Below are 13,784 nucleotides of genomic sequence, written 5' to 3'. Positions count from 1 at the left end.
CTGTTCAGCGGCACTCTGGCCAAACTGATTTATTATTTTTTACCATTTGGTAAATACATACTATCCATATTTTTACCAATCGGTCAAACATTTTTTCACACATAAAAAAAGCCGGTATCAAACCGGCTTCTGTGTAACGTATCTGTGCGTTCGCTTCAGGTCATGCCTGTGCCTTTCAACACCAGCTCAATCAAAAACTCACTGGCCTTGTCATAGTCCTGCTGCTGCAGGGCAGGCTTACCGAGTACCATCTCAATCTGGGTCGAGAAATCGGCATAGGTCTGGGTGGAAGCCCATATCATGAAAAACAGATGATAAGGATCGATATCGTTGATCTTGCCTTCGGCTATCCACTGCCGGATCAGCACCACATCGGCCTCAAGCTGAGGCAGCAGGCGATCACGCAGATACTCCTTGAGGCGATCCGCACCATTGATAATCTCGTTGGCAAAGACTTTAGAGCCGTTGGGATGCTCCTGTGACAGCTCGATCTTGCCACGGATATAGTTGGTCATCATGGTTCTGGGCTCATCCCCTGCCTGCTCCAGCAGAGTCATCTTGTCCAGCCAGAGATCCACGATATTCTGCAACACGCGCTGATACAGCACTTCCTTGGAGGGGAAGTAATACAACATGTTCTGCTTGGAGATGCCTGCTCGCTCAGCGATGGCGTCAATGGCAGCGCCCTGAAATCCGAACTGCGCAAACACATCCTCAGCGGCAGACAGAATCTGCTGCTCAATCACAGCGCGTGAACGGCGTTTGGGCTTGGTGGCTGCCGGTTTGGCAGTATCTGAGGCAGGCTTGAGCTCGGGCTCGATTTTGGTGCGTTGCGTCATCGGACTGGAGTTACCGCGAAAAGTGATTGAACAATGCGCGCTAATATACCACAAGAGGTGGTTCAAATGGATTATGCAGCATTTAGTGGCCTGATCTAGCGTGCCGCACAGGCAAGCACATAGATAATCAACTCGTCATCCACAAATTCGTACGCTAATCGATATCCAGCGGAACGAAGCTTAATTTTGTACACCGAATCGTAACCGCTTAACTTATCCGCAGGCACTCTGGGATTTTCCAGTCGCTCTGCCAGCTTATTCTTGAATTGACTCCTGATAGAAGCGCCAAGCTTTTCCCATTCCTTCAGAGCTGCAGGAAGAAACCGCAGCTTATAGGTCATCCAACGATAACAGACGAAGTAGGATCACTGGCTCAGGACTTGATATTGGGCGGCAACTCTCTTTATGGCTAAACACTCATAGCCGCCCGGTACGGCGTAGATAACCTTGATAATCTCGACCCATTTCTTCAATCACCTCGCGCTCGTAGGTTCTGCGACGTTCAGCGCGGGCTTCGGTAAACAGAGCAATGACTCTCTCGGCCTCCGGGCAAGCGGTAAAGCCGGTATCGATGTGGGTGTCAACGTCCGTTCCACCATCGCCGGTGTACCAACGGACGACGAAGCCCCCAAAAACCACGTCTCCAACACCGTCCTTGCGCAAGCGGGCCAGCGATGGCTCTCCAACAGTGCCAAGCTCGACCAGTTCCAGTTGCACATCGCCTGATTTCTCACGGGCCGTCACTGCTCGATGATCGGTAAGCACATAACTGCGGTTGCGGGCCTGACGGATTGACAACAATGGATAGATGACCATCAACAGCATTTGCCATGCCATCCAGAGCATCACGGGCAGAAAAAGCAACAACCAGAAGATATCAGACGAGCCGATCTTGCCTCGCCGCAGGTCCACGACAAATCCCCCGACCACAATCAACAAGAAAAAGGCGAGCAGACAAAGCGCAGCTGTGGCCAAAATGGTAAAGAACACTGCCCGAACCCACCGGCTTTCGGCTGCTGCGGGCATCATGTCGCCCCAAGCCGCGCCCTGCACCGGCTTGCCAGCCCACAGCACACGCTCTTCCGGATGAAGGATTTTCTGCAACGCTTGCTGTACAGAGCCCGACAGCACCTTGAGGTTAGCTTGATTCGAGTTCACGGAATCTGGACACACCGATTAAACTCCTTTCCTTGCCGATGATGTTACCCACGAAAAGTAGCCAAGTTTCTAGGCACACTTTTCATAATATTCATTTTCATACTCTGCAGGCCTTTTGTAACCAATGGTTGAATGACGACGCACCCGGTTGTAGAACATCTCGATGTACTCAAACACCACTGAATAGGCATTCTGTTTATCGGTGACATCTTCGGCGTAGATGGATTCAACCTTCAACCTGGCAAAGAAAGATTCCATCGCTGCATTCTCCCAGCAATTGCCTTTATGGCTCATACTAGGACGGATACCTCGGGTGTGCAATAAGTGTTGATATTCACCGGAACGGTACTGCACACCCCGATCAGAATGCAGTATCAAACCAGGCCTGACATTCCTTGAGGCAACTGCCATATTGAACGCGCTGATGATCAACTCATTGGTCATGCTCTTGTCCAGAGCCCAGCCGATGATCTTGCGGGTAACTTGGTTACATAACGCCGCGCTGTGCCTGTCTTTGTTAGCGACCAGCTTCCGTAAGTTTAATGACGCTGCCATCGCCCCAGCCGTCATGGACAGCCAAAGCCGTGGGCAATGGGTAAGTCCATCCACCAGCCTTCCACCAGCACTCTGCAAACCACGACTTAATGGTGTCTCCTGTCAACGTAAGACCGGGGAACTCCTCATCACAGTCCTCGAGCGATATGAAATATCTTTCATCAAAGTCAGCCAGTACAGAGAGAGGCAACTGAAGTTCAAGTGAGCGGCCTGCGAACAGTGACTCGTCTTTGTGATCGACCTTATTGTTTTCTCCAAGGTAGTAAATCCATATCGAAGGTGCCCCACCGTATTCGTCTAGAAACACCTCGGCGTGAGCAGTTTGCACGTCGTCATTGACTGTACGGTCAAATAATGAGCTCAGTATTTCGATAACCGTTGCAGAGACTCGATCCAGCTCTCGACGATAACGAGATACGAACTGCGACTCTGTGAGACCAAAAGGGACCATACATCCTCGCTAAACGCTAGGCTTTTCGGCAATTTTGAAGCCGCGAAGCGGTAGAAAAATTGCCCGGCAACAGCGGCTGATTATGCATTATTCGTAGTGACTCCAGAGCCTGAGAACTTTCACCACCCGCTCGTCTTCGAGCACTTGGTAAACCAGACGATGCTGGATATTGATGCGGCGTGAACAGGCTCCCGACAGATCACCAATGAGCTTCTCAAACGGAGGCGGCTTGCGGTATGGATCTTCCGCTATCAGCGCTAAAAGTTCCTGAGCTTTTGGCTTGAGGCCGCCGGAGGCCAACTTCTTTGCATCTTTCTGGGCTTGCTTGGCGTAAACCAACTTCCATGTCACCAGTCCAACTCCTCATCGCATTCATCCACGGGGGTGTCCATCCCCTCACGAATAGACTCCCGCATACCTGGCACGGATAGCAGGTAAAGTGTTTCCTGAATTGCAGACCAGTCTTCCTCGGAAATCAGGACGGCTTTGTTCCGCTTACCCATGATGACAATGGGTTGGTGGGACTCGGCGGTCTCATCAATCAACCGATAAAGGTTGCTGCGCGCCTCGGTTACTGTGATTCCGGTCATGACATACCTCTTGCATGTTCAACTCTTAAGCAATTGTACGCTTTCAGGTACGTACGTCAATCCGGACGCTTTACATAACACAAAGCTTTGCGGCCATTTTGGAGCCGCGCAGCGCTAGAAAAATTGTCCGTCAACAACACTGGTTAAATTACTACCGTTCACCTTCCAGCGCATGCCATACGCGTAAAATGATGATGGCACTCACATGTACCGAATAGCGGACGACATACTTGCCGAAAACCATGTCGCGGATGGAGTCAGGTACCGGCGCCAATTCAACTGGTGTTCCCATTCCAGGGAAGTCTGGTAGTAATTCGATTTTACTAACCAATTCTGCGGCGACCCTGCCTGCCGCAGGGGGATTGTGAACTGCGATAAACGCCCTGAGGCGCTTCAAATATTCAATGGCTTCGTCAGTGTAAACCAGTTTCACTTACCTGACCTCGGCGCACCTTGCTCGTTTTCGGTTCCCCAGCTATTGAGCCAGTCATGGACCTCGCTAGCATCGACAACTTTTCCCTGGGCAGCCGACTCTATTGCCTTTAGCGTTTGCTGCCAACGCTCCTGCTCACGGAGCTGCTTTTCAATGTATTCTGATAGAACCTGATTGATCACCCAGCCTTTACTCCGATGGAGCCTGCCGGCAATTGCTTCCAGATGCTGTTCAACGTCTGCTTGAAGACGAACGGTAGTGACGCTCATAGCGATACCTCCAATGCAATTAACTACATTGTATTGCAGCATAGTCTGTGAGATTTTCATATGAGGAGAACGAGGGGTCACACTTGGACAGTAGCCCAGGCCTGACCCCAATCTCAGATCTTCCAGTCCAATGGCGCGCGAGGGTCGGGTTGGTAGGCGCAATAGATGCCGGTGCGTATCGTCCTCCTCAGGTGCTCGCCAAGACTCGAATGATGCCGCGCTATCCGATTGAGGGCATAGCGCAGCGAGCGGGTGGCGCTGGTGCGCGCGCTCCAGGCCGCCACCGACGGTCCGGGCCCGACCATTCAAACCGACGCCGCGGCAGAGCTCGTCGACGAGAAATTGACGATCGGCGCGCGCGAGGTGCGCACGGTGAAAATCGTTGTTCGCCTCGGCCTCCGCGATATCCTCTTCCGTCTCGGTGAGGCGCTGCCTGTAAGCCTCGCGGGCCTTCGAGTCGAACACCTCCAGTCCGCATTGCGCATCAACCCTGGGCGCACCAGGTGATGAGTCGACGGGGAGCGCGCCACGCTCCACCTCCACCAGGTCGAGAACGTGAAAGTCCCGGCCGGGTTCCGCCAGTAGGCGCTCCAGGTAGCGCATACCCTTGAGATCTTTCAGGTAGACGGTGGTGGCACCGAAAGTGACCGTTCGCATATCCCCTTCGCGGCAGAAAACGCAACGCTCGGGTTCCACATCGTGCCGTGCGGGCGTCGCCGGGAGATGTTTGCGCGCCATTTCCGCCCAGGGTGCGGCGTTGAGGTCCTCGAGCGCTCGGCACGCGGCGTCGAGCTCCCGTTCGGCCGTTTTGTCGTCACCCGCGGCGCGGTGTGCTGCTGCGAGCTCGACGCGCAGATCCGCCGCCTCATACGGCATTCGCAACGAGATCCATTCGATGATGGCCTCGCTCAGAAGCCGGATCGCTTCGTCGTCCCGACCGTCATGCAGCGCCAGGCGTCCCTTGGCGGCGAGCACCGAGTTCTGCAATGTGCGGCTCTGGTACATCCGGGCGATTTCCGTAAGGTCGGCCGCGGCAGTACGCGCCGTATCGGCATCTCCGGCCGCCAGAGCGATGACTACCTGGGCCTCGCGCAGGGGGGCCCGCTGCAGCCCCCCCGAGGGCGGACGCTCCTTTGACGGGACATCAATCGGGTGGTCGAGCGCGCTTTGGATCATTGAATAGGCTTCATCGACGCGTCCCTGGGCCAACCGCAGCAACGCAAGACCCGGTTGAGGGAGCCAGGCATTCTGGTGCGCGGCAAGAAACGCCTCTTCAGCGCCCGCGAAATCGCCCTTGCGCAGCCGCGCGTTGCCGAGCTCGGTCAGCGGCCAGCCGAACTCCCGCCGCATCCACGGGCGCAGCTCTTCGCATGCCTGCAATGCCTCCTGCTCGGCTGCGTCACAAGGCCCCCGCAGGCGCATAATCTCTGCCCTGTGCACCCGGCAGCGGCCGTGGAGGCCTCCGAACGCAGCCCCTTGGCGCCATCGCTCCATGGCTTCGGTCCATTGCTCGGCACGGTCGTGCTGACCGATCCACTGCATCGCGCAGATGAGCTCGCACCACATCTGCCCCGACGTGAGGGGGTCGAGGTTGCCCGCACTCAGCTCCACGGCAACGTCGTCCAGCGCGCTGAGCCCTTCATCAAGATAGCCGTCGTGGATTCGGACCCTGGCCTGCGCCACTTGTCCGATTATCGAGGGAGGGGCCAGCCCATGGATTCGTCCTCCGTCCATGGCCCGTTGGGCCCATTGTCCAGTCCCCGGCATGTCGCCACACATCAGGCGCTCGTAGGTCCGCACTGCAGCCAGCCAAGCCCAGACCGGGCTGTCGGGTGCGTCTTTCACCAGACGTTCCGCCCGCGACAGCCAGGCGCGCACGGTGGCCATCAGGCCCGTGTCCATCATCAGATACATGCTCACCATGACCGCGGCGAAGGCCGCGTCGTGGGGGCGGGCGTCTTCCAGGTGCAGACGGTAGAGCTCCCCGTACGCGGACAGAGTTTCTTCCAGATCTCCGGCCCCATAAGCCGCCTGAGCCCGCATCTCAAGCAGCGCGGCAGAGGGTGGCGCGGCTAGCTCGGCGAGCAGTGTCTGAGCCCGGGCGTACTCTCCAGCGTCGAGCGCGGCACGAATCGGTGAAAGATCCTCTTGCGTCATCGCTCGTTCCTCTTGTTGCGGTTGTAACAAAGATTGTCACGCCTTGTAGGTAGGTGCAAGGAGCACCCATCCGAAAATTCATTAGATCAGGAGTATTGGACATGAATGAAACACTTTTTGACCGACTCGGTGGCCACGCAGGTATCGACAGGCTCTGCGATCGCATCGTCGATCTCCACCTCCAGAACGAAGTCGCCGGCCCACGATACCAAGCCCTCGACAACAAGGCACTGGACCACGCCCGCGAAAAGGTAAAGGAGTTCCTTGCGGCTGGCACCGGCGGCCCCGTGGAATACACCGGTCGGTCGATGCTCGAGACACACACCGGGATGAACGTCAGTGCGGCCGAATATGTGGCCGTGGTCGACGATATCCTGCAAGCAATGAACGAAATGGAATATCCGCGCTCGGTCTGCGACGAAATTCTGGGCATTGCCTATTCGCTCAAGGAAGAAATCATTCACAAATAGGTCGAGCTGCGGGCCGTTTGACCCGCCAGGAGCGCTTCCATTACATCCAACAGGAGAAGTAACCATGTTGAATCTCGAGATCCGTCGACTTGCCGACAACACCCCGACGCCGGTGAGCATCGCGTCCCTTGCCATGGAGGTCAGGGGCAAGCTCCAGTTTCCGCGCGAGGACGCACAGGCCTCAGGCAAGGCAGGAAGGAACGGGGCCGACAGCACCGGACCGGCCCTCATCGTCCGATGCACCGACCGGCAGGACGTCATGCGCTGCCTGGATTTTGCTTCGCGGCATGATTTACTGGTCGCGATGCGTAACGGACGCAACGAGCACGCTGCGTGGGACGATTGTGATCAGGGGATCGCGGTCGATCTGAGCGCGCTGTGCAAACCGCAGCGGTGACAGCCGGCGCGAAGCATTAAGGGGCAGGCCTGGACATGTTGCACATGCTTCAACGCTAGGCTTGACCCCACTCGAGCTCTAGCATCACGAGAGTCAGCAGTGCTGGAGCAACAGATGAAGAAGCAGGTGCCGGCCGATTATTTCCTGCTCACCTTCACCAAGCTGGCCCAATTCAGGGCGTTGGCCTTCGGGCATCAGGGCACTGTCTACGACTTGCTGCTGCGTTGTGCCTGGGATAGGTTTCCTCCTTTATAACCCTGATATCTGCTACCCGAAAAAGCAGCAATTCTTGTCCTCACGGACGATAGCAAAAAACTCCTCAATGGTGCGTGACTCAGGTGCCGGCGTGTAGAGATGCCACTTGAGATCGCTGCGCATCCAGTAGATTTTCCAGTGTTTTGCTTCCTCGACGTAGGTCGCCTTTGCCACCATTGACTCAATCGTTGTTGACGGTTCGCGGAAGTGTGGGCGAATTTCGACAACAGACACACTCTGGCCAGAGAAGCGCACGTCAATATCCAACTGTGGCCGGATATGCACTGGCGGGCGTATAGCTTCCAGAAACTCCGCTGCGGCCCGCTCAATCTTTTTTACTTCAAATTCACTGAAGGACATGTGTGCTCTCTGTTTGGAGGATCGGCATTTGTCATGGTAGAGCGGCCTGTTGTTAATGGCCAACTAAACTGACCCACCTCCAAAGTGGTCAAACTGCGTTGTTGACACAGTCGACTGAAGCGATGTTTTCGTATGGGATATACCCAATAAGCGCCGCAGTTAAGCCGGAATCTTTTGGATCTTTCTGGTCCCTGAGTCGCCAACCTTTTTCATCATGGACAATTCCAATCCAATTGAGCTGAACCATAATCCCTTTATAGTACGTTCCTACCGGTCCACTTTGAACTAAGCAGATATGCCTTTCTCGCCTTCCTGGATATTCGGGTATTGGTCGAGGCGATTTACGTCTCGCACCACAACATCAGACCGGAGCCCATCTCTACGTCGATCGGCAATCTTTTCTTCAAAAACAGGCTTCCACTTTTCGCGCACAGCCAATCGATCCGCTGGCGAAAGGTTGCCCTTTCGACCTTCAAACCATCTCAGAAGATCTTTTAGTAGCCGATATAGCCCAAACGTGGTCATCACCACCGGCTTCCAAGCACAGCGGCCTGGACTGCCACGTGAAACAATAAAACTCAGAAAGCTATTTTCATAAAGAGCGGTTTGCTCACCCAAACAGGGTCGATCTCGTCCAACAAACGGTTCAGATCGTGAAACGCTTCACTCTCACGATATAACTTTATACGTTATATTTTTCCTTTTTTCTTCAGGCCTTCACATTGTTTTTTTGCAAGTCCACCGTAACACCAATAAAGAGCCAAAAAGTGAAGTAACGACACAAAAAATAAGATACCAAATATAACAATAGCATTTAATTCTAGCATGAGATTAGATAGCTCGAACAACCCCTCAAAACCATCAAATACTAACACAAAAATAACTACTAAAATTATTGAAACAACCCAGGATAACAACAAAGAAAGCCACACTAATTTTGACTTTTCCACCTTATTTGGAATTCTTTTATTTTCTTCAATAAATTTACCTGAAGAGTACATCGCAGCGCCTATTAAAGCCCCAATAGATGCTCCTGAACCACCATCTAGATCCAGAAAATAAAATATTGCCGCTAGCGCAACTAGCCCAATTATATAAGCAATACTAAATTTTAAAATATATTGATTTATCTCAACATTTTGTTCCATGAAAAACTCTCCGTAATCGGGATAGCGGGACATTTTACAATGCCTCTCCTCCAACACCACCGGGCATACGGGTCACGTACTACGGCGGTTCATGTCATCATTGTCCTTCATGCCGCCAATGATGGCAGCCCCAAGTTGGCAAAATATCTGTTAGGCAGTGCTCTGTAAAGCGCTAAGCTTTTGCTTAAGCACCAATAGATCAGGTTCAGACGATCACACACCAGTAGGACATGCGTGAACAGCGGTGCAATCACCTCATCCATCCGGGAGATGAAATCCGCAATAGTGCTGTGATGCGGCTGACTATCATCTGACAAGGCCATGAACAATACATTCTCACGGCAAGCCTGAGCGATTTTACGGCTGTTGGTGATCCCTCTGGAATAAGCAAATAGCACAACCTTCAGCAGAATCGCCGTGTCATAGGCGGGAGCACCGTTGTAGTCGTTGCGATAGCGGGATTCAAACACGCTGAGATCCAGATCATTATTCAGCGTATATTCGAACGTGCCAGATTGGATCTGATCCGCAAACCGCAGGGGGATCATCTTGGTTTGGTTGTAATCGTAGTGTTTATACCGTGCCATCCCTTGCCACCTGTGAGGTAACGTTCAGTTGCCTGATTTTAGCCCTTGTCTGTCGCGTCAGCCAAGGGCTGTGGGACTTATCCGACAGTCTCTACTTTTGCAACATGCGCGCCCATGAAATGAAGCCGAAGGCGCAATGTTGTCATGGGCGTCGCCGTGCCTCCACTGGTTATGTGCTCTAGTGCTGTCTGTAATACCCGAGCGAAAAAGCGTAAGCGTTCATTTCAGGACGTCATAGACTTACTTCACATCCCTTAGCTGCCGAAGCAAGCCTGGTGACACCTTGTATTGCTTCATGCCCTCACCCAGCACAATGACGCTTTTACGGTTGATCTTGGTGACGATTCCAGCCACGGGTCCACTATGACCGTCGAACATGACTGTCATCCCAACTCGCAATTGGCTCAACACCTGTAGTGTTTCCTGATTCTGAAGCTCATCTATGCGTTTACAGATGTACTGATTCAGTTCCAGTAATTGATCAATGCTCATGTCTTCAATGCGCATAGACGATGGTCTCCGGCTGTTTATTCAGTCGATCAGGGTGGCATGGGCTGATCAGGGAAGGTAGCGGGGTGTCGGCGAATCGGGTTTTCCAGAGTCGAGGGGTCAAGTCTGCTACTTTATTTGCTGGATGCCGACTGATCCGTTGCAGCACATCCACCAGATAGGTGTAGGGGTTGATGCCATGCAGTTTACAGGTAGTGATCAAGCTCTGAATGATGCCTAAGTGTTCAGCCCCGAGCTCAGTCCAGCAGAACATCCAGTTTTTCTTGCCCATTGGAATGGGCCGCAAGGCCCGTTCCAGATGGTTGGTATCTGGCTGAACATCTGGATCTTCCAGGAATACCTTCAGGCTCGCTTCGCGACTGAGTACATAGTTCAGCGCTTTGGTCAGTGGATCACTGGGCAGTAAGCCACCGCTTTTCAACAGATCCCTGCACCACTGGAAGAAGTCATTGACGACCGGCTTTGAGTGTTCAAGTCGGTACTGGCGTTTCTTCTCGCTCGTCAGCCCTTGGGTTTTGATGGCCTCTTCATGCTGGTATAGCAGCGCTATCTGTTGCAAGGCTTCTGTGGCCTTCTCTGGATGATCCTTTTGGGCTTCGATAAAGTAACGGCGACTATGTACCCAGCACTGAGCGTGAGTCATGCCTTTTTGGGACTCAGCATAGTGAGCATAAGCTGCATAACCATCACTGATCAGGATACCGGTGAACAGCTTGTTCAGAACCTGCTCAATATGCAATCGACCTCGACTGTTCGAATAGGTAAACACCACTTCGTCAGCATCACCATACAGCGGCCAGAACCAACCCGTTTTCATCTTGCCTTTTTGCAGACCTGGACGGCTCTGATGGCCAGCCTTGATCGGTGTTTCATCCATCGCTAACACCCGGCTGCGCAATACATTATCAGTCTGGGCATCGACAATGGGTCTCAGCAAGTCGATGGATCGTTTAACTAAGTTGGTCAGGGTTCCACGGCTCAGGGTAACGCCAGCTTGTTGGATACGCTGATGCTGTCGATACAGCGGCAGATGGAACTGGAACTTGTCCACCAGTAGCCCTGCCAACAGGCTGACATCGGCCAGGCTATTATCCAACACGTTGAAGGGAGCTGGTGTCGTCACCGGCTTCTCAGTCCCTTTGCGCCGGTACACTGGACGCTGCAGTTTAAGCACCACATAGCTGGAGACACGCTGAGCCAATCTGTAGGTCGTTTTGTTGCCGATGACTTCATACTGATTGGCGTCCGGCCCAGTCAGTTCAGGCGGTAACTGTTCGATCACTTCCACCGGTACATCGGCGGTAAAACGCAGGCCCGTGTCGTTCAGGCAGTCGTCGCCCCGTTGTTTCTTACCGGTGCCACGCTGATAGGCCTGAATCGTACGTTGCTCACCCTCGACAGGCGGCTTAGGTAGTCGCACTTCGGCTGATTGGAACAGGCTGTCCTGTTCAGGCAAGTCGTACACCTGCTTCTCGGATTTGGGACCGAACAGTTGCTTCTTAAACCAGTCCAACTGCCGCTGCATGATCTGAAGTTGTTCGCGTAATAACACATTCTCCTCAGCCAGAGCCGAGCAAGAAGGCGTGTTGGAATGGGGAGTAGAAGCTATTGAATTCATGGCCAATATTATACCGCAAGCCCTCCCTCTATGCGCCCCGGAAACGCTTGAACTGACGGTATTTCTGTACCTCAATGCCATCAATCAGCAGCTGTAGATCCGTCAGTGTCAGAGTCCGCTGACCCGAGGCGGTTGGGGATATCCGGAATTGCCCCTGCTCTAAGCGCTTGGCCCATAAACAGTAGCCAGTGGGCGTGAAGTACAGCATTTTCATCTGGGTCTTGCGACGATTAATGAACACAAAGTACTGGCCGTTCAGTGGATCCAGCTTCAACAGGTTCCGGACCAGTGCACTCAGCCCCCGAAAGGATTTGCGCATGTCTGTGGGCTCAGTGCATAGCCAGATTTTGGCCTGACTGTCGAGCCCGATCATCCGTTCTGGCTCAGCCGCAATTCGACGCCATTGCCGAGACTCAAGACGATGTTCCAGTCCGATCCAGATGACGGCGACTTGCTCATCAACGACGACAGATCCAGGAAGCCTGTTTCGTCGGAATTGATAGCGTCATCAACCGGACTCTCCGATAAACGCTTCCGCCAGTTGCAGAAACTGGCATAGCCGATATTCTGCTGTTTACAGAATTGGGTGGCTGACAGACCGCTGTCACGCTGCTGGTCTATAAGGGCTTGCCATTGTTCTGGGGTGCGATGCTTTTTCATAAGCGTAACCTCGTGTTGGAAAATATAAGGTTACTGTAGGGTCAAATTCACCAGGGCGACAGAACGCCTTGGAATGAACGCTTACGAAAAAGCTGCATCTTGAAGCTTTGAGTCAAAACTGGTTGTACCAGCAGTCTCGAGTGCTTGTTCCAAAAAATTCAGAGCTTCATCAAGTGCGGGAATATAGTTCGTTTCTTGAAGAATATGATTTTTATGTTGATCAGCACGATCACGTTCGTGCTGAATTTTTTGGATAATTTTTTCAACAGCAGAGCTAAGCTCAGCGTCGGACAATTCGTCATCTTCGGAGAGCTGATATAACCGCTGTTCATACAAGGTTAGAAATTTTCTAATCCTTACTTCTGTAAACTCGTCGCCCATTTTTTTCTCATAACGTCTTGCTCGCCGGAAAATTGCGAGTGCAGCAACTTGTATGGTTAATTCGTTCCATTTCTGGGTAAAGTGATGCCCACCCCCAGTGGCCGTTGAGGGTCTTCATGCGGGACCACAGTCACTTGTTAAATTTTTATAGATTTTATTCATCAGCTCCTTCTGGGTATTCTGATAAATATAGCTCCATACCTATAGATAGCATTATGTTCATTGAGATTAGTGAAACAACTCCGCCACCGCCAAATGCATCTTCTCTTGGGCTAAATGCAATGTCAGCGGCATAAAACCCTTTTGGTAATGTAGAATTTTCATTGAGCCATTTTTCAAATGCCTCTAATTGATCTGGAAGCCTCCATGATGCATCGCAGAGCCAATCAAGTGCTTTTCCTTTTTTATCTTCTGCGGATGCATATTCCGTTATTTTAATTGGCATGATGTACCCTAAATTTAACGCTCATTAATAGGCCGATAAAGCGTAGCTTTTGAGGTCCCAGCCCGCTCGCGGGCGAACTTGAATTTATTCTTAGGAATTCAGTGTTTAGAACCAGACGACTTATCGGAGTCTTTTAATGAGCGAACTTCAACATAATCATTTTCTCTCTCCTGAACTGGCCAAGCTGCTAAAGAAGAATAAAAACCTTCGTCTTTGGCGCGATGGTAAGTCGCTGTTTGAACTTCATCCAACTCTCCAAGCCGCTCAGGAGTCAGTAAAAAAACCGCTGTCTGCTGAGTGACGACCCAAGACCTGTTTAGGAGAAATTCAATGGTTTTTATTGCAGCATTTTGTAATGAGTCGGTTTTCACAAATGCGTCAACATATGCGCCGCCAACTTCGCCGTATTCCTCAGAGCCTTTAGTTGGCTCTGCTAATAGTTGTACTAGGTACATATCCATATTGATTTCCTAACTCTTGCAGCAGGAGCGCGATGTCAGG

22 protein-coding genes are annotated in these 13,784 nt (G+C 52.4%); 3 read left to right on the top strand and 19 right to left on the bottom strand.

Going from position 1 to position 13,784, the window contains the following annotated elements; genetic code table 11:
- Nucleotides 1–155: 155 nt before the first annotated feature.
- The 8 genes from ACK3CJ_RS04275 to ACK3CJ_RS04240 form a co-directional block, all read right to left on the bottom strand.
- Nucleotides 156–839, bottom strand: a complete 684-nt coding sequence (locus ACK3CJ_RS04275; protein WP_409525184.1) for a TetR/AcrR family transcriptional regulator — start codon at nucleotides 837–839, stop codon at nucleotides 156–158.
- A 95-nt stretch (nucleotides 840–934) separates the two neighbouring features.
- Nucleotides 935–1,180 (bottom strand): type II toxin-antitoxin system RelE family toxin, encoded by a 246-nt coding sequence (locus ACK3CJ_RS04270; RefSeq protein WP_409525183.1) that lies wholly within the window; start codon nucleotides 1,178–1,180, stop codon nucleotides 935–937.
- Nucleotides 1,181–1,256: 76 nt separating this feature from the next.
- On the bottom strand, nucleotides 1,257–1,997 hold the full coding sequence (locus tag ACK3CJ_RS04265; RefSeq protein ID WP_409525182.1) for a hypothetical protein: 741 nt from the start codon (nucleotides 1,995–1,997) through the stop codon (nucleotides 1,257–1,259).
- 69 nt (nucleotides 1,998–2,066) lie between these two features.
- On the bottom strand, nucleotides 2,067–2,606 hold the full coding sequence (locus ACK3CJ_RS04260; protein WP_409525181.1) for a transposase: 540 nt from the start codon (nucleotides 2,604–2,606) through the stop codon (nucleotides 2,067–2,069).
- 484 nt (nucleotides 2,607–3,090) lie between these two features.
- The gene (locus ACK3CJ_RS04255; protein WP_409525180.1) at nucleotides 3,091–3,354 is read right to left on the bottom strand and encodes a Txe/YoeB family addiction module toxin; all 264 of its coding nucleotides are present in this window, start codon (nucleotides 3,352–3,354) and stop codon (nucleotides 3,091–3,093) included.
- Complete coding sequence (locus tag ACK3CJ_RS04250) at nucleotides 3,351–3,593, bottom strand: type II toxin-antitoxin system Phd/YefM family antitoxin (protein ID WP_151703943.1); 243 nt, start codon at nucleotides 3,591–3,593, stop codon at nucleotides 3,351–3,353. The genes ACK3CJ_RS04255 and ACK3CJ_RS04250 overlap by 4 nt, the downstream gene beginning before the upstream one ends.
- 151 nt (nucleotides 3,594–3,744) lie before the next feature.
- The gene (locus ACK3CJ_RS04245; protein ID WP_409525179.1) at nucleotides 3,745–4,026 is read right to left on the bottom strand and encodes a type II toxin-antitoxin system RelE/ParE family toxin; all 282 of its coding nucleotides are present in this window, start codon (nucleotides 4,024–4,026) and stop codon (nucleotides 3,745–3,747) included.
- Nucleotides 4,023–6,452: a hypothetical protein gene (locus tag ACK3CJ_RS04240; RefSeq protein WP_409525178.1), complete on the bottom strand. Its 2,430-nt coding sequence runs from the start codon at nucleotides 6,450–6,452 to the stop codon at nucleotides 4,023–4,025. Before ACK3CJ_RS04240 ends, ACK3CJ_RS04245 begins: the two co-directional genes overlap by 4 nt.
- Nucleotides 6,453–6,553: 101 nt before the next feature.
- Between ACK3CJ_RS04240 and ACK3CJ_RS04235 the strand changes: the two genes are divergently transcribed.
- From ACK3CJ_RS04235 to ACK3CJ_RS04225, 3 genes are all read left to right on the top strand, one after another.
- Nucleotides 6,554–6,922 (top strand): truncated hemoglobin, encoded by a 369-nt coding sequence (locus ACK3CJ_RS04235; RefSeq protein WP_409525176.1) that lies wholly within the window; start codon nucleotides 6,554–6,556, stop codon nucleotides 6,920–6,922.
- A 64-nt stretch (nucleotides 6,923–6,986) separates the two neighbouring features.
- A complete protein-coding gene (locus ACK3CJ_RS04230; RefSeq protein WP_409525175.1) occupies nucleotides 6,987–7,319 on the top strand; it encodes a hypothetical protein in 333 nt (110 codons plus the stop codon).
- A 114-nt stretch (nucleotides 7,320–7,433) separates the two neighbouring features.
- Nucleotides 7,434–7,574 (top strand): hypothetical protein, encoded by a 141-nt coding sequence (locus ACK3CJ_RS04225; RefSeq protein ID WP_409525174.1) that lies wholly within the window; start codon nucleotides 7,434–7,436, stop codon nucleotides 7,572–7,574.
- A gap of 12 nt (nucleotides 7,575–7,586) precedes the next feature.
- On the opposite strand, the gene ACK3CJ_RS04220 is transcribed toward ACK3CJ_RS04225, so the two are convergent.
- The 11 genes from ACK3CJ_RS04220 to ACK3CJ_RS04170 all read right to left on the bottom strand — a co-directional run bounded on the left by ACK3CJ_RS04220 (nucleotide 7,587) and on the right by ACK3CJ_RS04170 (nucleotide 13,744).
- Nucleotides 7,587–7,934: a DUF3024 domain-containing protein gene (locus tag ACK3CJ_RS04220; RefSeq protein ID WP_409525173.1), complete on the bottom strand. Its 348-nt coding sequence runs from the start codon at nucleotides 7,932–7,934 to the stop codon at nucleotides 7,587–7,589.
- A 285-nt stretch (nucleotides 7,935–8,219) separates the two neighbouring features.
- Nucleotides 8,220–8,552, bottom strand: coding sequence for a hypothetical protein (locus ACK3CJ_RS04215; RefSeq protein WP_409525172.1), 333 nt, complete (start codon nucleotides 8,550–8,552; stop codon nucleotides 8,220–8,222).
- Nucleotides 8,553–8,623: 71 nt separating this feature from the next.
- Nucleotides 8,624–9,115, bottom strand: a complete 492-nt coding sequence (locus ACK3CJ_RS04210; RefSeq protein WP_409525171.1) for an ABZJ_00895 family protein — start codon at nucleotides 9,113–9,115, stop codon at nucleotides 8,624–8,626.
- A 74-nt stretch (nucleotides 9,116–9,189) separates the two neighbouring features.
- The gene (locus ACK3CJ_RS04205; protein WP_409525170.1) at nucleotides 9,190–9,669 is read right to left on the bottom strand and encodes a transposase; all 480 of its coding nucleotides are present in this window, start codon (nucleotides 9,667–9,669) and stop codon (nucleotides 9,190–9,192) included.
- Between the two features lie 240 nt (nucleotides 9,670–9,909).
- Nucleotides 9,910–10,176, bottom strand: a complete 267-nt coding sequence (locus ACK3CJ_RS04200) for a hypothetical protein (RefSeq protein ID WP_409522933.1) — start codon at nucleotides 10,174–10,176, stop codon at nucleotides 9,910–9,912.
- Nucleotides 10,166–11,797, bottom strand: a complete 1,632-nt coding sequence (gene tnpC / locus ACK3CJ_RS04195) for an IS66 family transposase (RefSeq protein ID WP_409522934.1) — start codon at nucleotides 11,795–11,797, stop codon at nucleotides 10,166–10,168. Before tnpC ends, ACK3CJ_RS04200 begins: the two co-directional genes overlap by 11 nt.
- A gap of 28 nt (nucleotides 11,798–11,825) precedes the next feature.
- Nucleotides 11,826–12,170, bottom strand: a complete 345-nt coding sequence (gene tnpB / locus ACK3CJ_RS04190) for an IS66 family insertion sequence element accessory protein TnpB (RefSeq protein ID WP_409525169.1) — start codon at nucleotides 12,168–12,170, stop codon at nucleotides 11,826–11,828.
- Nucleotides 12,167–12,457, bottom strand: coding sequence for an IS66 family insertion sequence element accessory protein TnpA (gene tnpA / locus ACK3CJ_RS04185; RefSeq protein WP_409522936.1), 291 nt, complete (start codon nucleotides 12,455–12,457; stop codon nucleotides 12,167–12,169). Before tnpA ends, tnpB begins: the two co-directional genes overlap by 4 nt.
- Nucleotides 12,458–12,538: 81 nt before the next feature.
- Nucleotides 12,539–12,838: a hypothetical protein gene (locus tag ACK3CJ_RS04180; RefSeq protein ID WP_409525168.1), complete on the bottom strand. Its 300-nt coding sequence runs from the start codon at nucleotides 12,836–12,838 to the stop codon at nucleotides 12,539–12,541.
- 154 nt (nucleotides 12,839–12,992) lie between these two features.
- Nucleotides 12,993–13,283 (bottom strand): hypothetical protein, encoded by a 291-nt coding sequence (locus ACK3CJ_RS04175; protein WP_409525167.1) that lies wholly within the window; start codon nucleotides 13,281–13,283, stop codon nucleotides 12,993–12,995.
- A 98-nt stretch (nucleotides 13,284–13,381) separates the two neighbouring features.
- Nucleotides 13,382–13,744 (bottom strand): hypothetical protein, encoded by a 363-nt coding sequence (locus ACK3CJ_RS04170; protein WP_409525166.1) that lies wholly within the window; start codon nucleotides 13,742–13,744, stop codon nucleotides 13,382–13,384.
- Between the last annotated feature and the right edge of the window lie 40 nt (nucleotides 13,745–13,784).

Origin of the sequence: Nitrincola salilacus, from assembly GCF_046271865.1 — a bacterium.
GTDB lineage: Bacteria > Pseudomonadota > Gammaproteobacteria > Pseudomonadales > Balneatricaceae > Nitrincola > Nitrincola salilacus.
This window is presented reverse-complemented; position numbering and strand designations above follow the sequence as displayed.